This window comes from Paenibacillus sp. 32352, assembly GCF_002042965.1.
Classification (GTDB): Bacteria; Bacillota; Bacilli; order Paenibacillales; family NBRC-103111; genus Paenibacillus_S; species Paenibacillus_S vulneris.
The window spans coordinates 1-18,841 of the sequence record NZ_MZNT01000009.1; the positions used below are offsets into that span (position 1 = coordinate 1).

General features: G+C 50.1%; 15 protein-coding genes. 8 read left to right on the forward strand and 7 right to left on the reverse strand.

What is annotated here, in order from left to right:
• Positions 1–84: 84 nt before the first annotated feature.
• From B1728_RS20575 to B1728_RS20595, 5 genes are all read right to left on the reverse strand, one after another.
• A complete protein-coding gene (locus B1728_RS20575) occupies positions 85–1,590 on the reverse strand; it encodes an IMP dehydrogenase (RefSeq protein WP_079912287.1) in 1,506 nt (501 codons plus the stop codon).
• Positions 1,591–1,724: 134 nt separating this feature from the next.
• Positions 1,725–2,417 carry a response regulator gene (locus B1728_RS20580; RefSeq protein WP_079912288.1) on the reverse strand — a complete coding sequence of 231 codons (693 nt, stop codon included), beginning with the start codon at positions 2,415–2,417 and terminating at the stop codon, positions 1,725–1,727.
• Positions 2,418–2,423: 6 nt separating this feature from the next.
• Complete coding sequence (locus tag B1728_RS20585) at positions 2,424–3,938, reverse strand: sensor histidine kinase (protein WP_079912289.1); 1,515 nt, start codon at positions 3,936–3,938, stop codon at positions 2,424–2,426.
• A 362-nt stretch (positions 3,939–4,300) separates the two neighbouring features.
• Positions 4,301–4,876 carry a GerMN domain-containing protein gene (locus B1728_RS20590; RefSeq protein ID WP_079912290.1) on the reverse strand — a complete coding sequence of 192 codons (576 nt, stop codon included), beginning with the start codon at positions 4,874–4,876 and terminating at the stop codon, positions 4,301–4,303.
• 20 nt (positions 4,877–4,896) lie between these two features.
• Positions 4,897–6,288, reverse strand: a complete 1,392-nt coding sequence (locus B1728_RS20595) for an N-acetylmuramoyl-L-alanine amidase family protein (protein WP_218672312.1) — start codon at positions 6,286–6,288, stop codon at positions 4,897–4,899.
• Between the two features lie 743 nt (positions 6,289–7,031).
• Between B1728_RS20595 and B1728_RS20605 the strand changes: the two genes are divergently transcribed.
• Both B1728_RS20605 and B1728_RS20610 read left to right on the forward strand, forming a co-directional pair.
• Entirely contained in the window at positions 7,032–7,790 is a 759-nt protein-coding gene (locus B1728_RS20605; RefSeq protein ID WP_218672313.1) for a 3-oxoacyl-ACP reductase family protein, read from the forward strand.
• A 196-nt stretch (positions 7,791–7,986) separates the two neighbouring features.
• Entirely contained in the window at positions 7,987–8,583 is a 597-nt protein-coding gene (locus B1728_RS20610; RefSeq protein WP_079912293.1) for a TetR/AcrR family transcriptional regulator, read from the forward strand.
• Positions 8,584–8,805: 222 nt separating this feature from the next.
• Here B1728_RS20610 and B1728_RS20615 read toward each other — a convergent pair whose 3' ends face one another.
• The gene (locus B1728_RS20615) at positions 8,806–10,305 is read right to left on the reverse strand and encodes a discoidin domain-containing protein (RefSeq protein ID WP_079912294.1); all 1,500 of its coding nucleotides are present in this window, start codon (positions 10,303–10,305) and stop codon (positions 8,806–8,808) included.
• A gap of 278 nt (positions 10,306–10,583) precedes the next feature.
• Here B1728_RS20615 and B1728_RS20620 point away from each other — a divergent pair, with 278 nt between their 5' ends.
• From B1728_RS20620 to B1728_RS20645, 6 genes are all read left to right on the forward strand, one after another.
• Entirely contained in the window at positions 10,584–11,027 is a 444-nt protein-coding gene (locus B1728_RS20620; RefSeq protein ID WP_079912295.1) for a MarR family winged helix-turn-helix transcriptional regulator, read from the forward strand.
• A gap of 93 nt (positions 11,028–11,120) precedes the next feature.
• Positions 11,121–12,305 carry a multidrug effflux MFS transporter gene (locus tag B1728_RS20625; protein ID WP_079912296.1) on the forward strand — a complete coding sequence of 395 codons (1,185 nt, stop codon included), beginning with the start codon at positions 11,121–11,123 and terminating at the stop codon, positions 12,303–12,305.
• Positions 12,306–12,414: 109 nt separating this feature from the next.
• Positions 12,415–12,852: a carboxymuconolactone decarboxylase family protein gene (locus B1728_RS20630; RefSeq protein ID WP_079912297.1), complete on the forward strand. Its 438-nt coding sequence runs from the start codon at positions 12,415–12,417 to the stop codon at positions 12,850–12,852.
• A 331-nt stretch (positions 12,853–13,183) separates the two neighbouring features.
• Positions 13,184–14,113, forward strand: coding sequence for a cysteine synthase A (gene cysK / locus B1728_RS20635; protein WP_079912298.1), 930 nt, complete (start codon positions 13,184–13,186; stop codon positions 14,111–14,113).
• 376 nt (positions 14,114–14,489) lie between these two features.
• Positions 14,490–15,491, forward strand: coding sequence for an ABC transporter substrate-binding protein (locus B1728_RS20640; RefSeq protein WP_256865441.1), 1,002 nt, complete (start codon positions 14,490–14,492; stop codon positions 15,489–15,491).
• 194 nt (positions 15,492–15,685) lie between these two features.
• Positions 15,686–18,181 (forward strand): O-antigen ligase family protein, encoded by a 2,496-nt coding sequence (locus B1728_RS20645; RefSeq protein ID WP_179136115.1) that lies wholly within the window; start codon positions 15,686–15,688, stop codon positions 18,179–18,181.
• Positions 18,182–18,253: 72 nt separating this feature from the next.
• Here the strand turns inward: B1728_RS20645 and B1728_RS20650 are convergent, their stop codons facing one another.
• The gene (locus B1728_RS20650; RefSeq protein ID WP_079912300.1) at positions 18,254–18,664 is read right to left on the reverse strand and encodes a VOC family protein; all 411 of its coding nucleotides are present in this window, start codon (positions 18,662–18,664) and stop codon (positions 18,254–18,256) included.
• Positions 18,665–18,841: the final 177 nt, after the last annotated feature.

An 18,841-nucleotide genomic window follows, 5' to 3' on the forward strand; every position in this document is an offset into this window, starting at 1 on the left:
TTTGGAACCGCCGTATGCGGACCCGCATGTACGGTGGTGTGAGAGGACGGGGGTTAATCACCCCCTCCTACTCGATTCCATTCCTCAATGGCTATCTTCGGAAAGGCTGCTTTCCTTCAAAATGACATCGTGAGCGCCGCCTTCTACGAGGCTTGTCGCCGAAACAAGCGTAATTCGAGCTACACGCTGCAGCTCCTTAATACTGGTGGCTCCGCAGTTGCACATGGTCGATTTAATTTTGCCGATCGTTTTGTCCAGATTTTCCTGCAGGCTGCCTGCATAAGGGACGTACGAATCGACACCTTCCTCGAACAAGAGGTTGCTTTTGCCGCCTGTATCATACCGCTGCCAGTTGCGCGCGCGATTGGAGCCTTCTCCCCAGAATTCCTTGACAAAGTTGTTACCGACTCTTAGCTTGCGGGTCGGGCTTTCGTCGAAGCGGGCAAAATATCTTCCCATCATGACAAAGTCGGCCCCCATGGCTAATGCCAGCGTAATATGGTAATCGTGAACGATACCGCCGTCAGAACAAATAGGAATATAAATGCCGGTTTCCTTGAAGTATTGATCTCTTGCTTCTACGACCTCCATAATGGCAGAGGCTTGTCCGCGGCCGATCCCCTTTTGCTCCCGGGTGATACAGATGGAGCCGCCGCCGATTCCGACCTTGACGAAGTCCGCGCCTGATTCAACCAGGTACATAAAGCCTTCCCGGTCGACGACATTCCCTGCGCCGATTTTGACATCGAAATTCGCTTTCACATATTGAATCGTCTCCCGCTGCCACTCGCTGTAGCCGTCGGAGGAATCGATGACCAGAACGTCCACTCCGGCTTCAACCAAGGCAGGGACGCGTTCCGTATAATCCTTGGTGTTAATGCCTGCTCCTACAATATAGCTTTTGTTGTTGTCCAGCAGCTCCAGCGGATTTTCCTTGTGCGCGTCATAATCCTTGCGAAATACGAGATACTCCAGCTTTTGCTGTTCATCGACTATAGGCAGGCAGTTCAGCTTATGCTCCCAGATCAAATCGTTGGCTTCGGATAGCGAAATGCCGGATTGGCCGTAAATTAACGTCGAGAAGGGTGTCATAAAATCACGGATAGGCTTGGTGAGAGGGTCGCGGCTGACACGATAGTCGCGGCTCGTGACGATCCCGAGCAGCTTGCCGCTGGCTGTGCCGTCCTCGGTAATGGCCACGGTGGAATGACCGGTTTTTTCCTTCAAATCGAGTACATCCTGGAGTGTATGGTCCGGTGTCAAATTGGAGCGGCTGACAACAAAGCCGGCCTTATAGCTTTTGACCTTGCGAACCATTTCGGCTTCTTCCTCAATAGATTGCGAACCAAAGATGAAGGAAATGCCTCCGCACCGGGCTAAAGCGATCGCCATCCCGTGGTCGGATACGGCTTGCATAACGGCGGATGAGAACGGGATATTCAGCGATATCGCCGGCTCCTCGCCTTCCTTGAATTTGACGAGCGGTGTTCTCAGGCGAACGTTCGCCGGGGTACAGTCCTTGGTCGTCAGATTCGGAATTAACAGAAATTCGCTGAAGGTGCGGGATGGTTCCAAGTAATACGTGGCCACTTCATTCATTCCTCCTCGGATTATTTTGGTGGGGATGATAGGTAAATTTTTTCAATCTTATCACTGAACCTTATTTGGGGTCAATGCTTTTGGATAAAAAAGATCGCAGCCGTGCCCGGCTGCGTTAAGGCTGGCTAGCTGTGGCCTCTAACTTTATGGATCAGGTGCTGTACATTTAACTCCCGCAGCATCGCAGTGACTTCCTTGGACCTTTTTTTGTTGAACTTCTTCAGGATCACATTCATTTGCGTTTTGATCGTAGACAGCTCCACCTGGCGGTGCTTGGCGATTTCCGCGATTTTCATATCCTTAAGAAGGAGCTCCAGGATCTCCAGCTCGGTAGGGGTCATTTGCGACAAAATGATAGTGGCTTTCAGCAAGCTTTCCTCGTTGCGGCGGATGCGTGAGAATTCATTTTTGATTTTATATGAAAATTCGGGCCGGATCTGCACAATCCCGTCGTACGAATTGCGTATGCTCGAGATGATGACCTCGGGAGAGCTCGTCTTCAGCACATAGTCGACGGCCCCGGTTTCAAAGGCATTAAATACGGTCTCATCATCTTCATGCACCGTCAGAAAAATAATTTTCATGTGCGGATACAGCGCAAGAACCTTCTCGGCAGTCAGGATTCCGTCGTTTTTCATATCCATTTCAATATCCATAACGACGATATCCGCTTGATGCTCTAGCAAGCGCTGCAGCACCTGCTTTCCGCTGGAGGCTTGTGCGACAACGGTCATATCGGTCTCGCGGCTGATCAGCTCGCAAAAATGCTCGCGCAGCACATCGAGATCCTCCGCGACAAGGATTCGTATCGGATTCATGAATTCTCAACTCTCTTTCTGCTCGGATTTCAACACATAGAGCGGAACAATAATTTGAAAGGTGCTTCCCTCGCCAGGCTTGCTGTCCAGATGGATGCGGCCGTAGTGGCCCAGCACGATATGCTTGCTGAAGGAGAGCCCGACTCCCCAGTTCTTGGTCGTGTTCTTATTGGTATAGAACGGATCGAAGATCGTTTCTTGAAGCTCGGCTTCAATCCCCGGTCCGTTATCGATAATCTGGATAATAACCCAATTCTCCTCCACATAGCTGTTCAGCTGCACCAGACCTCCGTTATCTTCGTCAATCGCTTCTATGGCGTTAATCACCAAATTGTAGAGAGCTTCCGATAGATGCTCGGCATCCGCCAAAACCATGCAGCCGTCATCGGGCATGACAGCCTCGAATTCGACATGCTCTGGAATGACCTTCAGCCGTTCGAGCGTTTGCTGCATGAGCGATTGAACCGCAACGGGTCTCAGATGAAGCTGGTTCGTCTTGAACGAGTCATAGAGCTGATCCAATCTGCCGAGAGTATGTGATACGATATCGCTTGCCTTCGTAAGCGGTTGCATGGAGCTGTTTGCAGGTGAAGCTCCCTGAGCCGCAGCCTGTTCTTGAGCCTGCCGGATCAGCAGCTGAATCATGAGCAGCTGATTTTTGATAGCGTGCGTGAAGACACGGGCACCCATATTGGCGGTATTGAGCTTGCGCTGCAGCTGCAGATCGCTTTTGCCCATCGTTTTCTCCACTTCAGTATAACGCCAAATCGAAAGGATGCTGATGACGGATAGAACACCGGTAAAGCCGATGCTGGCATACCAGCCGAACAAAGTAAGAGGGGGATTAAAGTTGGAAAAGTCCGAATAAAGCACATAATACGTGCGTACATCGAACACCTGAAGAGGTCCCATAAAGCCGAGATAAAAGTAAAACAGTACCAGAGAGACCACACCGTACAGAATGTGCTTGCTCTGCTTCTTGACCCAGGGAATGGTCATTTTCCTGTACTTGCCTATCATGAGCGCCAACGCAACGAGAAGGGAGACGACGAGCCAGCCGCGAGTGACCCAGCCGATCATGTAAGTAACATTGCGGTCCAGGACGGACAGGGCCCATTTATAAATGATAGGATCGTAAAAAATAATATTCGCGATGGGAAGAAGCGTGTTGAGGGCGAATATTTTCCATAGCTGCTGAAACGGACGGTAGTAGAAAAGCGTCACGGAAAGCCCGATCAGGCTGAAGACGAATAAAGATCGTCCAATCGTGATCATACGGCTGATGCCTTCAATCTTGATAGGCAAATCAAGCAGAAAGTTGCGGATGCTGTCATTGAAGAACAGTACGATATTGACTTTATAGTAAAATCCCCCGTACTTGGCTATGAACAGGATCAAGCCGGCCATGCTGAGAAACCAGCCGACCAGAACGAAGCCCATCCAATAGGCGGACGGATTGTGCGATTTCGTAATGAACAGAACGATAGCAGCAATCATGAGCACAATAAGCAGAATAGTCATACAATCACCCTCGCGATGAAGTACATTTATTTTAACATAAATAGGCCTGTCATTCGCGCTTTTTCGACATTCCTCCCCAGGCTGTGCACAGCAAATTTTTACTTTTCAAACGGAGCGTTTTTGTACTATAATGGAACCTCGTCTGTATGGAGGAAAATGCAGTTATCAACATCATTATCCACATTATCAACAACCTTCAAAGCCAAGCTGTGCATAAATCGGCATGTACTTATGAACATATCCACAGCGAGGGTTATCCCCAGCTTTTTTCATCCACAGATCCGCTGCAGCCCAAAAAAAAAGCAGATTGCCGAGGCAATCTGCTTTCATTACTGTCCTGGAAATATCAGGGCTCCAGGAGGCTACCGTTTGATCGGATGAGGCAAATCCATATGACCCATCAGCGATTCTGCGGCTTGGCCATCCACCAGAATATCAATGGAGTTGACTTCCGGGAATTGGAACACGGTTTGCCGGATCGCCTGCAGAAGCATAGATTCGCCTCCGGAGCCAAGGCGTCCTTCGTCCGAAAGGCTCACATCCACGGTCAGCGCACCGTCTTTAAAGACTACGGATTTATAGCCGAGAGCCTTAGCCAGGGGGACTACATTGCCGTTTTCCGGCGCTTTCTTCAAAGCTTCCAACGCCGCCTTGTACTTATCCTTATCCTCGCTATAGCTGATAGTGACTTCCTTCTCCACCAGCTTCGTCGCTTGATCGTCCCCATAGTATACCTTGATTTTGCTAGTCATAGGCTCTTTCTTCGCGGGCTGCTGAGTTGGCTGTGGAGTCGGCGCCGGTGTCGCCTGATTATTGATAGGCGGATTATCGGAGCCCTGGGTTGTTCCTCCATTGGCCAGAGGCTTTTGGCCGCAGCCGGATAAAGCCATTACGACAGCACCTGTAAGGAGCAAACCGTTTACTATGTTTTTGTTCATTTCGTTCACCGCCTTATTCCTTACTGAATGTTGAGCTGCTCTTTGATGCCGGCCACAATAGCTGCGGCGACCCGATTCTGGAATGCTTCGTCAAACATGAGCGCGGATTCCCCCGGGTTGGACAGGTAACCCACTTCCAGCAGCACAGCCGGCATGTTTGTTATTTTTACCACGCGGAACGCTTCTTGACGCACCCCGCGGTCCGGCAATCCGGTCGCAGCCGCTAAATGCTTGTGCATGATGTTGGCGAACTCAACACTATCCGCCTTATAATAATACGTTTCTGTTCCCGTCGATGTTGCTACATAACTATTCCCGTGAATAGAAACAAATACATCGGCATTCAGGTCGTTGGCGAATTTGCCGCGATCGTCCAGAGGAATGAAGGTATCGTCGCTGCGCGTCATGGATGGCTGTATCTGTGGCTCCTTCTGAAGCAGGTTGTACACTTTGAGCCCCATCATCAGGTTGAATTCCTTCTCGTTGCGGCCGTTGGCGCCCTTAGCGCCCGGATCATGATCGCCGTGACCCGGATCAATGACGACTTTATATTTGGACTTGTTAAGAACACCGACGAGTGCGGCCGTGTTAAGGCCGGATTCCCATTTGAGATCGACCGGTTCCTTCATATCCAATACGATGCGAACGGTATACGGACTATTATTATATAAAGAATAGCGGACATTCGATACATAGACGTTATTCGAGACCGTGTCCCCGCTTTTGGACGCTTCATTTTTGTAAAGGGAAGGGTTCAAGGAGGCATTCGGAATATCGATAACGATGCGATTCGGATCACGCAGCCAAAATGAGCTAGGCTGAAGCGCGCCCTTGTCGGCTTTAATTAACAGCTGGTTCGGAGTCATTTCAATCGATTGAATGACAGGCAGCGGGCTGCCGTTGGCATCGACGGCAGGCTTGTCCGGTGCAGGCTGGCCTCCAGGCGGCAGAACGGTTTCCGTCTCTCGGGACTTGTCTTTCAAATAAACCGCACGGGCGACGTCGTTCCAGTTGACCTCGATCCCCATGTTCTCGGCAATAAAACGGACAGGAAGCAGGGTGTTTCCGTCAATCAGCAGCGGAGCGGCATCCAGCGGAAGCTTGACCCCGTTCACGGTAGCTGACGGCTTGTCGATAACCATTTGTATGTTCAGCGAATCCTTCGTGATCGTAACTTGTTGCTGTGCCTGGTCCCAGGTCACCTTGGAGCCCAGCTCCTCGGCAATGATGCGGACAGGCACCATGGTCACGTCTTTAATAATTCGCGGCGCAACCTCGGGCTTCAATTGTTTCCCGTTGAAGTATAACGGGATGCCAGCGGCCGAACCTTGCGGAGCGGCAGAGGCGAAGGCAGGTATCAGAAGGGCAATAAGCAGCAGCGATAGCAATGTAGTAATGAACCTTAACTTCATCATTCACCTCTAAAATAAAAATAATCGTTGTGACCTTAAGCAGCATGTGGAAATTTTGCCCTGCAGCTCTTTAACGGCTGACAGCGCTTAACGTAAAACTTGCAATAATATGTAGATCCAAAAACCTCCTTTTCGACAGAGTACATGTTATTAGACTCACACTTAGACGAAATGTTGCATTTTTCCAAGGCCTATTTCGCAGATTGGGACTATGGACGCAGTGACGTGAAACTGTATGGTTTTGGGAAAACAAGAGAGCATCCCGAAAACCCATGGAAACGTTTCATGCTGGGGTACACGGCCGCGGTGATACTTATCGGATTATACCGGATTGAAAAATTAATCATAATATGCCGCTTTGGCAAGCATATGCATGATTTTAGGTACGGCATAAATATGCATTTTAAATGGCAACTGTACATCTAACTACGCGTAGCAGTTTAATAACCTGCTAGCGTGCCCCTGCTCACATCACCGATGCGCCGAGATAGGGGCTCACTCTTATACGCTGTCTAGTCTCCGCCTGCGGCTAGCTGAAGAAGACAATCAGGCTGACCTAACACGTAGCTGGTTTCGGGGCGACGCTCGAGTGGCTCAAAAACATCCAAGCCCTTCATGAATGCATATTGACCACTAACGAGAATAAAATTGCTTCTTGTAAATTTGAACCAAAAGGTTTATAATAGCCTCATACTTAATTTTGAACCAAAAGGTTCAAAATTAAAATGAGAGGAGTTTTACATTTGAATACGACAAGCACAATGAATAAACCCTTAGCCGGCAGAAAAGCATTTGTCACCGGAGGAGCTCGCAGTATTGGTGCGGCAATCGTGAAAAGGCTCGCAGGAGACGGTGCATCGGTTGCTTTTACTTATGTCAGTTCACAAAGCAAGGCAGAGGAACTGGCACAAGAAATAAAAAGCGCAGGCGGACAAGCTTTGGCGATTCGCGCGGACAGCGCCGATGTCGGGGCATTGAAAGGCGCCATCGAAGAGACGATCCAAGCATTTGGCGGTATTGATATTCTTGTAAATAATGCAGGCATTACAAACTTAAAGCCTTACGACCACTTTACCCTTGAAGAATTCGATCAATTGATTGCAATTAATTTGAAGGCAGTATTCGTTGCCGTTCAAGCGGCCGCTCCGCAAATGAAACAAGGCGGTCGCGTCATCAATATTGGTAGTGTTGCAGCCGATTTTAATCCATTCCCTGGAAACAGCCTGTATGTCTCGACAAAAGCTGCGGTAGCCGGATTGACACGGGCGCTGGCGCGCGATCTAGCGCCTCAAGGTATTACAGTCAATAACATTCAACCTGGAATGATCGATACGGATATGAATCCGGAGAACGGCCCCTATGCTTCGGCCGCACAAATGATTCCGCTGGGGAGATACGGAAGGGCATCCGAAATTGCAAGTATGGTGGCTTATATCGCTTCGCCTGAAGCCGGATATATTACCGGGGCAAGCCTGAATATTGACGGAGGCGGTAGCGTGTAACAACGACGGTTTCTCAACGAGGGCCGGATAAAAGAAGAACGGTTTATGCAAGGTTAATGATCCAAACTGTCAGGAGGTCGGATTGCCGACGATCTTTCCGGGCAGTTTGGATCTTTTTCATATCGAAAACATTACAAATTCTAAGCCGTGTAGTAAAATATCACTTATCTGATTTATGAAAAGGGGGGGGATAGTTATGGCAGCCGGACGTCCTCGGGCGTTTGACATTAAACAAGCACTAGAGAGTGCCCTGGAGATTTTTCGGCAAAAGGGGTATGAGGGGACTTCATGGTCCGACCTGACCGAAGCAATGAAGATCAACCGTTCAAGCTTTTATGCGACCTTCGGTAGCAAAGAGAAACTGTTTCACATGGCGTTTGATTTATATATGAACGAAGGGCCGATTCAAGCTTCAGTGGCTGCTCTGAACGAACCGACAGCTCGATCAGTCATCGAGAAACTTCTTCGTGCAACGGCGGATTCGGTGGTCAATCCCGATCATTCTCCGGGCTGTTTAATGATCAAAGGAGCCCTTGTATGCAGCGAGGAATCCGATCCTATCAAAAAATTGTTGACCGATCTACGCGTTCAAATCGAAAAAGCGCTAAGTACCCGGTTGGAGCAAGCAAAGAAAGATGGAGATTTGCCTGATCACGCTGATCCTGTCGCCCTGGCCCGGTATGTCGCAACCCTCGTGGCCGGCATGACGGTCCAAGCTGTGAACGGGGCCAGCCGTGAAGATCTCGAGGACGTGATCACCATCGCTCTGTTTGCCTTGTCAGCATATATATAATCGTTAATTGAACTTGAATCAGGCCGTGTCTTTGCCTCAAAAGGTGTTTCGGGAGTATCGTGCAATTGGATGCTTGTCTGGAGAAATTATGCCTGAAGTCACACGGATGAAGGTTTCGACCGCTGTCTATAAGGGCAAATGCGGAGCCAGCAGCAAAAAGAAGGCCGGTCCTCTCAAGGAAATCTCCTTGGAATATCGGCCTTCAATCATTTTACAGCAAGGTTAATTAGCGTATACTTCAAATTCATTCACGTTCGCTTCATCGGAAGCGGATACGACATATAAGCGGATGTAGCGGGACGTTACAGGAGAAAAAGTGACTGTTTTGGAAGAGCCGATAGTAGTGCCGCTAGTTATATCCGTGAAGGTAGTGCCATCATTGGACGATTGCAGCTTGAAGGAGGTAATATTGGCGAAGTCGGTTTCCTTGATGATGACCTTGCTATAGGTTTGGCTGGAGCCAAGGTCGACCCTCAACCATTGTCCTGCATTGGTTCCGGAAGCGGATGCCCAGCGGGTGCTTGTCGTACCGTCAACGGCTTTGCCTGCCGCATAGGTGGTGCTCCATTCCGTCGAAGCGGAGGCAGTTTTGTTCAAGGCCAGATTGGCAGGCGTTGGTGTCGTGCCGCTGCTGTATGTTCCGCCGCCTTCACCGCTCCAGGTTTTCTCGACGAAAGAAGACGGACTCGCGGTTGTGGCGGTTTTGGAGCCGGAGGCGTACAGTCCGCCTGCTACATTGGTGGTCGTATAATCGGTGTACAGGGTGTTGTTGGTGAAGCTGCTGTAGATCAGAGAGCCCGTTAAATTGATTCCGGTCAGCGCCTTCATTTCCAGGTTGCTGCCATAGGAATTGTTGTCCGAGGCGGTCATTTTATTAGCGCGGATGCCCTGTCCAGGACCTGCGTTATTTTTGATCGTCGTATTGATGACCTGCACGTTATTGGCACGGATGAACAAGCCGTTATTGCCTACCGAACTCTCAGGAATGGTATTCTGGAAATCGATGGTGGCTCCGATGACTTTAATGTCGTGAGTGCCTTCTTTGAAGTCGAAGCCGTCGTTCTTCGTTTGGATGGCACTGCAGTTAAGGAAGGTAATATAGCCGCTTTGGTCGGCGTTGGGGGCAGTGGTCCAGTTCTGATCCGCATCTCCGACGTAGAAGCCCTCGCCGAATTTGCCGCTTTGTCCCGTATATTGGGAGGAGCAATTCTCGAACAGCCAATATTGGCTGTTTTTGCGGATTTTGAAGCCCTCCGCCAGCGTGTTCTTCACGGTGACATTCGTTACATAACCGTGGGAGGCTTCAATCAGGAGTCCTTTGTTGGAATTGGAGTTGGAGTTGATCGTCAGGTTCTCCAGCTTGTAATAGTTGTGTTTGATGTACACAGCGGAGTTACCGGCTGACGCAGTGAAATTGAACGTGGCGCCTCCGCCTGTCCCGCGAAGGGTAATGTAGTTTCCGTTGGTACCGCTTACAGAAGTGCTGAGCGTACCGTTCGAAATATTGTAGGTACCGGAAACCTCGATAATATCACCCGGCTGCGCGCTGGCCAGATAACTGCGAAGCGTTGCAACATCGCCTGCAGGGACGGTTTTGGTCGCTGCAAATGCGGTAGAGACGGCGAAGAACGGAACCAGTGCGAAGCACAGCAAGAACAGAACCGATACCGATATCGCGCGGCTTCTGAGCCAGCCAAGTACTCTCTTATTGCTTTTCATCATTAAGCATCCTCCTTAAAAAATAATTTGGACTGCGCAATGCGTGGTGCGAGTAACAGCTCACCTCCCGATTGGATGTAAGACGCCGGATGGGGGATTCAATCGGTTTCATGCGTCTTCCCCCTAAGCTTAGCGAATTTAGACCTGTCCCAACATAGCTAAAACTCACATGAATTTCGCGAAAACTAATAAAATAACGGTTTGAAAAAGGTTGACGGAAACGTCTTCTTCCTCTACACTAGCATTTGGTTAGCTGGCTAATTATAAGAGGAGGGGCGTCCTTGAGCTTTCAACATACCGATGCATTGACGCATTTGATGAAGCATGTGCTGAAGCTTCATAGGCACAATGTCGATAAGCTGATTCAGCAATATGAAGTGTATCCCGGCCAGCCGCCGCTGCTGCTAAGGCTTGCGGAGCAGGACGGGCAGATTCAGAAGGAGCTGGCTTCCCGGATTCATATTCAGCCTGCGACCCTTACCGTCATGATTACCCGGATGGAGAAGGTAGGCCTGCTTGAAAGAAGACCCGATCCGGACGACCAGCGCATATCCAGGGTGTATCTTACGGACAAGGGGAGATTTGCCGCGGAGAAGGTTAAGGAAGCGCTGCATGTCATAGAAGACAAATGCTTCGACCATTTCCGTCCGGAGGAAAAGATGCTGTTCCGGCGGCTGCTGCTGCAAATGCACAGCAATTTGGAGTCGGAACACCAAAGTAATTAGATGCCTAATTAAAATGAACTGGAAAGGTTGGATTTTGTGAAAGAACAACATAGTGATGCCATATCATCATCCGTGCCTGCCCGGAGGCTGTGGATGGCTCTTATATTGGGGGCCCTGGCTTCCTTTGGGCCGCTGTCGATCGATATGTATTTGCCGGCATTGCCGACGCTGGCCGACGATCTTCATACGACGACTTCCCTCGCCCAGCTCAGTCTTACCTTCTGCTTGCTAGGGCTCTCGCTCGGTCAGCTGCTCGCCGGTCCTTTAAGCGATGTCAGGGGCCGCCGCACCCCGCTGATCGTCGGATTGCTCGTTTATACGATTGCTTCGCTTCTATGCGCATGGAGCCCTTCCATCTGGGCATTGATAGTGCTTCGCTTTATTCAGGGTTTTGCCGGTGCGGCGGGGATCGTCATATCCCGTGCTATTGTGCGCGATATGTACTCCGGTACGGAGCTGACCAAGTTTTTTTCCTTGCTGATGCTGATTAACGGTGTGGCCCCGATCTTCGCTCCGATTGCCGGGGGTCAGCTGCTCCGCGCAACGGCATGGCCGGGCGTCTTTATAGTATTGAGCCTGTTCGGCTTGCTAATGCTGATAGCGGTGATGTTCGGTCTTCCCGAAACGTTGCCGGCAGAGCGCCGTTCCAAGGGCGGTATCGGAAACACGCTCAGGACCTTCCGCAGTTTGGCGGGAGACCGGATGTTCATGGGCTATGCGCTTTGTCAAGGATTGGTCATTTCAGCGATGTTCGCTTATATCTCCGGCTCTCCGTTCGTCATTCAAAATATATTTGGAGCGTCACCGCAAATGTACAGCATGTTCTTCGCCATTAACGGGCTTGGCATTATCATTGCCGGCCAGATTACAGGAAGGCTTGCCGGGAGGCTCGGGGAGAAGAAGCTGCTGGTTAGCGGACTCGTCCTGGCTATGCTCGGCGGCGTAACGCTGCTTGCAATGATTCTTATCGGTGCAGGCTTGTATGCGATACTGGTACCGTTGTTCTTTGTTGTGTCCAGCGTCGGGATCGTAAGCGCAACCTCCTTTGCGCTGGCGATGCAGAACCAGGCGCAGGCAGCGGGCAGCGCATCGGCGCTCCTGGGCTTGCTCTCGTTCATCGCCGGCGGCGTTGTCGCACCTCTTGTCGGATTGGGCGGCAGCGGCACAGCCGTGCCGATGGGGATTGTCATAGCGGTTGCGGATGTGGGCTCCGTCGTCTGCTACCTTCTGATGATCCGCCGCAGGAAAGCCGCACCGGCTTATTCAGCAAGGGCATAAAAAGTTGAATAGATCATGCTGCAATGTCACAAAATAGCTTCCCGATTGTCTTAATAATTGTAAAGACAAAATAACCCCTATCGACAAGGGACGAGGAGGCAATTATTTTATGAAAACAAGAATGGTCATGAATCAAGTGATTCCGGAAGGGTACCAAGCGATGCTGGGGCTCGAATCTTATGTATCAGGCACAAGCATTGACAAGAAATTGAGAGAGCTGATCAAAATCCGTGCTTCCCAGATCAACTCCTGCGCGTTTTGCATCGATATGCACACCAAGGAAGCGCGCAAGCTCGGGGAGACGGAGCAGCGGATTTACGCATTGAACGCCTGGAGGGAAACTCCCTTCTTCACGGATGCGGAGAGAGCAGTGCTAGCTTTGACGGAATCCATCACCCTGCTGGCGGAGACTCATGTTCCAGACGATGTGTATGAGGAAGTAGAAAGCTACTTCAATCAGAAGCAGATTGCTGAGATTATTATGCAGATCGTTACGATCAATGCATGGAACCGGATCGGCGTATCGACCCGATTAATGCCGCAATAAGCGAGCAAAAGCAGTTTGAACAGCCCTGTTATGGCTTCTGCAGCCATAGCGGGGCTTTTTATATTCATGCGGAAAGGGGAGCCTCTTTGATTGATGTTACATAAGACGGCAGGTGTTTTTGCGGTAACGGTAAAAAGATGAGACGGATGCAGAAAGATAGATGCCTGTCAGGCATGTAGATACCGTATGAGCCCCGAAGTTGCGGATGATTTGTACGCATTTTCACGCGGCTGGGCGCACCGCTGATTTTACTTTCTATTTTTTTGGTGTTAAGATTTGAATACCATACATTAGGGAATCATATAATAGCAGTTTCACAGGAGGGGTTTCCATGCCTAATATAGCCAACAACTTGACCGATCTGATCGGAAATACACCTATGCTGCGGCTTGCCAAATTCGGCCAAACGCACCAACTGGAAGCGGCATTGATTGCCAAGCTGGAATATTTTAATCCGGCGGGCAGCGTTAAGGACCGCATCGGATTTGCCATGATCAAAGACGCGGAGGAGCGGGGCTTGCTGCAAAAGGATTCCGTCATCATCGAGCCTACCAGCGGGAATACGGGCATCGGTCTTGCTTTTGCAGCCGTTGCTTTAGGATATAAGCTCATTATTACGTTACCCGAATCCTTCAGTATCGAGCGGAGAAAAATTTTGCAGGCGCTTGGAGCGGAGCTTGTCCTGACTCCGGCTTCGGAAGGCATGCCGGGCGCAATGAGAAAGGCGGAGGAGCTGGCTGCGGAAATCCCGCATTCGTTCATTCCGCAGCAGTTCGATAACCCCGCGAACCCGCAAATTCATAGAGTGACGACAGCGGAAGAAATATGGCGCGATACGGAAGGCGGCGTAGATATTTTTGTCAGCGGCGTCGGGACAGGCGGAACGGTGACCGGTGTAGGCGAAGTGCTGAAGCAGAAGAAGCCGTCCGTGCAAATTGTCGCGGTCGAGCCTTTCGATTCTCCGGTATTGTCCGGGGGCAAGCGGGGACCGCACCAGATCCAAGGGCTGGGAGCCGGCTTCGTCCCGAGTGTGTTCAATCGGAATGTCGTCGACGAAATCTATAAAGTCAAAAACGACGATGCGTTCCAAACGACCCGGCAGCTGGCCAAAACAGAGGGCTTGCTGGTAGGCATCTCTTCGGGTGCCGCGGCGTACGCAGCTGTACAGCTAGCGAAGCGTCCCGAGAATAAGGGAAAGAACATCGTCGTCATCATGCCGGATAACGGCGAAAGATATTTATCCACTCCTTTGTTTGATTGATGAGGCCATAAACACTCCGATGGGGTCAGGTTGTTGAGAAATCCTGTTTGTAGAAAAATGTAAAAGGTGTTAGGTGGGTATCCCCTGTAGGAGCGATAGTGTTCGCCTTTGTTCTCGGGAGATCCCCGCTAATAAGCGAATATAATCAATAATTTCCCAAGAACAACAGCGACCGGAAGGGGATATCCCACCGGGGTACCGACGCAATTTTTCAGATTTTCAGGTTTCTCAACAGACTCACTCCGAAAGGAGTGTTTTTTTGCGGCCGAAATCATTCAAACAAAAAGACATTGACAACTCCGCCCAGTTCCAGTAGTATTATCGATGTGAATGAGAATCATTATCATATGAACGAGCCTGGGGGGTCTAGACAGAAATGCTTTACAAGAATCAATCCTTTCGAATGAGATCGGCGGCACTGGTCGCTGTCATTTTAATGCTGTCTGTATTTTTGGCTGCTTGCGGCGGAAAACAAGAGGCGCAGCCTAATGCTGGGGATAACAAAGCAGGTGCAGCGACGACTGCGGATGCTCCTCGCAAAATCACGCATGCCATGGGCGAGACAGAGGTTCCTGCGCACCCGCAAAAGGTGATCATTTTGACCAACGAAGGAACGGAAGCCTTGCTTGCACTGGGTGTTAAGCCTGTCGGCGCGGTAGAATCGTATACCGGCAAGCCTTGGTTCGATCATATCAAAGCGGACATGGCCGGTGTTACGACCGTTGGTACTGAATCCCAGCCTAACCTGGAAATTATCGCTTCCTTGAAGCCTGACTTGATTATCGGTAACAAAATGCGTCATGAGAAAATCTATGATCAGCTGAAAGCTATCGCTCCAACCGTCTATTCCGAGACGTTGCGCGGCGAATGGAAAAGCAACTTCTCCTTATATGCGGATACTTTGAACAAGAAGAAAGAAGGTGAGCAGGTCATTGCCGCTTTCGACAAGCGCCTTGAGGACTTCAAGAGCAAAGCGGGCGACAAGCTGAAAGAGAAGGTAGCCGTGGTGCGTTTCATGGGCGGCAAGACAAGATTCTACTATGGCAACATGTTCTCCGGCGTCATTTTCCAGCAAATCGGAATTCCGCGTTCCGATCCTAAGAGCGACGAGAAATCGTTCGAGGACATTACGAAGGAGCGTCTGCCTGAGCTGGATGCTGCTGACCGCGTCTTCTACTTCACGTATGAAACCGGCGATGGCAAAGGAACTCAGCAGGAGAAGGAATGGATGAACGATCCATTGTGGAAAAACCTGAAGGTCGTTAAAAACAACAAATTAATTAAAGTCGACGATACGACCTGGAATACAGCCGGTGGCGTGAAGGCCGCTAACCTCATGCTGGATGACCTGTACAAAATCTACGACGTAAAGCCATAAGATATTAAACATGAAAGCCGAAAGCCCCGTAAAGGAGAGCTTTCGGCTTATTTTATTTATAAGCAATGTGATGATTCCGGATGGCAACAAAAATTGACAATATTTTTCATGATTTTAGGAACTTTTACCATAAAATTACCGTCTATGTAATAGAGAACCAAGGAGTTGAGCGAAACCGATGGAGGGTCATTTACATGCAAACGCAAACGAAGTACCGCAGTAGAGGAGCGGGCTTGAAGTCCGCAAGGGGGGAAGAAAGAAGCACGGTGATGTACGGGCTGTTTTTTAGTTTTGTAACGGCCTATTTGCTGTTCGTTCCCTACTTAACGGGATTGTTCTTATCCGCAAGAATCGAGGGAGACCCGAAATCGAATATCGCCTATGAAGTGCCGATCCAGGGCACCTTACTGCTGGCGTCCTTTATTTTATTACTCATCGCCATCTATGCGGTCAAATATCGGGTACAGTGGAGGGACCACAGCCTATCGCTTGGGCTGGCATGGCTGATGCCGATCAGTGCCGTTTTGTCGTACATACAAGCCGTATCGGTCCATTATGCATTTTTGCTGATTCAGGTTCAAGTGTTTTATGCCATGATGTTCTTGTTAGGCCTGGTCATCACGATGCATGCTTCAGGCCGTAGATGGCTGCCGCAGATCCTTGTCGTAAGTACTTATATCGTAACGATATACGGACTTCTTAATTTATTCGGGAACGCGCAATATCAAGCGGCTGTCGTGGTAGAAGCCTATGGCTTGCGGTTAAATAACATCTTCCAATACCCGAATGCCAATGCCGGCTTTTTGCTGGTCGTGATCGCTTGTGCCGCTTATGGCGCTGTCACGTCGAGAAGCAGGGCCATGTCTTTGACCCACGCATTAATGCTGGTTCCCGCACTGCTGTCGCTCTTGTTGACTTTATCGCGCGGAGCTTTGTTAATGCTGCCTGTTATCGTGCTTCTCCTTCTGTTCCTGTTAACCATGTCCAGACAATGGATGATGCTGCTTCACCTGCTGCTGGCCGGGTTAGGGACGCTGGCGATACTGACTCCCATGACGGAAACCGCCTTGTTCGTACAGAACAACCATACAGCCGCTTCAATAGGGCAGGGCTGGGGGCTGCTGCTCGCCGTTTCTTTGGGGGCGGCGCTGATCGGCTGGGCACTCCAGCATTTCGTGCTGCTGCGTGGACGAAAAGAAGAGAAGCAGGGGCAAGACAGCCGGCCGGTGAAGCCGTGGACGCGGCGCTGGGTACTGCCATCCGGTCTTGTACTAATCGGTCTGGTTGCCGTAGGGATCGTGATCATGGACAGCCCGCTGTTAACCTTGCTGCCGCAAACCTTGGAGCAGAGGGTACGAAGCATTAATCTGGAGCAGCACAGCGTGCTGGAACGCGGTGTGTTTTATCTGGACTCCTTGAAAATCATCAAAGATTATCCTGTGTTCGGAGCCGGAGGGGGAGCCTGGTCGTCCTTATATCCGACGTATCAAAGCTACCCTTACACAAGCCGGCAGGCGCACAACTTTATTTTGCAGCTATGGATCGAGCAGGGAACCGTCGGTCTTCTGTCGTTTATGACTCTGCTCGGCTATGCGGGCTTCCGGTATATCCGTTCTCTGGTTCGGTCCAAAAGCAGCTTTGAACCGCACGTGATGTATCTCATCGTTGCCGGCGCATTGCTGATGCACAGCCTGATGGATTTTGATTTAAGCTTTGTGTATTTGTCCTCGCTGGTTTACCTGTGCTTGGGCGGAATGGCGGCGGTCGGCGGAGAGCGTACGGCGCAGCCCGCTGTCGCGGAGACAAGCCGGTATACAACGTGGAGCCTGACGAAGACGAAGCCTGCCTTCCTGTATGGAGGCTTGCTTTTAGCCGCGGCTATTTTTCTGATGATAACCGGGGCATTGTATGTATCCGGCGGGAGAACGATGCAGCATGCGATGAAGGCGATGTACGGGCAGCAGGAGGTCGATCTGCATCAAACCACCGACTTGATGAAGGAAGCCTTGAATAAGCAGCCGGACAATCCCGGCTATATGCTGCTGTTAATCAATCTTTGGCGTTCTGGCTATAACCAGACGAAGGATGAACGCTTCGATCAGGAAGCGCTGAAGCTGGAGGAACGGCTGCTGAAGGTAGAGCCTTGGTCGAGGGAGCTTGTGGAAGAAAGATGGATGAGAGCGATAAGAAAGAGGGACTATGAGTCTGCACTAACCTTAACGTTGGACGCATTAAACAAGTTTCCATGGGATCAGACGCTTTATGAGCGGGCGCTATCTGTCCGCTTTCAGTTAAGCGAGCAGGCACAGCTGGCTCAAGACACCAAAACAGCTGCCATGCACCGCGGCGAGGGCATTCAATTATTCCGTCAATTTGTTGAGAAGAGAAAGCAGCTCGAGGCAGTGCCCAAAACGATCAATGTGGTGGCTCCGTTCTCCGTTACGCCGGAAATGGCCATTGCGGTAGGTCAAATGATGTATATAGAAAAACAATATGATGAAGCGGCCTCCGTCCTGAAGCAGGGAATCAACGGGCAGATGCAGCAGCAAATTCAGCAAATTATTGCCCGCTGGTATTTGGCGGCTCTAGCCAAAACCGGAAAAGAGGACAAGGAGCTTTACGAGAAGCTGATTCAGGTAAATCCGGAGGAGAAGATGTTTATTGAGCAGCTTCAGCAAGCCTCCTATTAAGCGCCTGGACGCCAAACAGGACCGTCACATCCATCGTGACGGTCTTTTTGGACATGGTGATGGGCTGGAACCTCATCTTTTGGTAAAAATTTGGAAAGTAACGCCGAACTTATCCGTTACCATACCGTAAGCGGGGCTGAAATGAACTTCTTGAAGAGGGAAAATCACTTGACCTTCCTCAAGCAGAGCATCAAATAATTGCTTCGCCTCCTCCTTGCTGTTGGTAGTAACGCAGATGTTGACGGTATTTCCCGCTTGATGGGCTTGACCGGGTGATGTATCGGCTACGAACAAATCGGCTTCCCCGATTTTTAACACGGAATGGGCCAGACGGTCCTTCGCTTCTTCGGGTAAAGATGAATCCGGCGCCTCCCCGAAGGTTTGCGTAAACAGGATTTTGGCATCCAATACCTGCTCATAGAAGCGGATTGCTTCCTTGGCTTTTCCATCCAGCATAATAAAAGGGGTCATTTGCAAAATCATTTTGGACAGCTCCTTTAGCTTCTATAGTTCGTCCATCCGTAATGCCAACTTCAGCTGGACTTGATTATCAGTATAGACCATAATAGTGACAACTATTGTCATAGTTATTTGGGTAAAAAAGAATTGTGCCATGGCCAAATCCAATAAACCGGAAGCAAGAGAAACTAAGCCAATCAG

Coding starts and splice junctions, on each gene's coding strand:
- B1728_RS20580 (WP_079912288.1), bottom strand. CDS start 2,417: ATGAATCCGATACGAATCCTTGTCGCGGAGGATCTCGATGTGCTGCGC.
- B1728_RS20585 (WP_079912289.1), bottom strand. CDS start 3,938: ATGACTATTCTGCTTATTGTGCTCATGATTGCTGCTATCGTTCTGTTC.
- B1728_RS20590 (WP_079912290.1), bottom strand. CDS start 4,876: ATGAACAAAAACATAGTAAACGGTTTGCTCCTTACAGGTGCTGTCGTA.
- B1728_RS20595 (WP_218672312.1), bottom strand. CDS start 6,288: ATGAAGTTAAGGTTCATTACTACATTGCTATCGCTGCTGCTTATTGCC.
- B1728_RS20610 (WP_079912293.1), top strand. CDS start 7,987: ATGGCAGCCGGACGTCCTCGGGCGTTTGACATTAAACAAGCACTAGAG.
- B1728_RS20615 (WP_079912294.1), bottom strand. CDS start 10,305: ATGATGAAAAGCAATAAGAGAGTACTTGGCTGGCTCAGAAGCCGCGCG.
- B1728_RS20625 (WP_079912296.1), top strand. CDS start 11,121: ATGGCTCTTATATTGGGGGCCCTGGCTTCCTTTGGGCCGCTGTCGATC.
- B1728_RS20630 (WP_079912297.1), top strand. CDS start 12,415: ATGAAAACAAGAATGGTCATGAATCAAGTGATTCCGGAAGGGTACCAA.
- cysK (WP_079912298.1), top strand. CDS start 13,184: ATGCCTAATATAGCCAACAACTTGACCGATCTGATCGGAAATACACCT.
- B1728_RS20640 (WP_256865441.1), top strand. CDS start 14,490: ATGCTTTACAAGAATCAATCCTTTCGAATGAGATCGGCGGCACTGGTC.
- B1728_RS20645 (WP_179136115.1), top strand. CDS start 15,686: ATGCAAACGCAAACGAAGTACCGCAGTAGAGGAGCGGGCTTGAAGTCC.
- B1728_RS20650 (WP_079912300.1), bottom strand. CDS start 18,664: ATGATTTTGCAAATGACCCCTTTTATTATGCTGGATGGAAAAGCCAAG.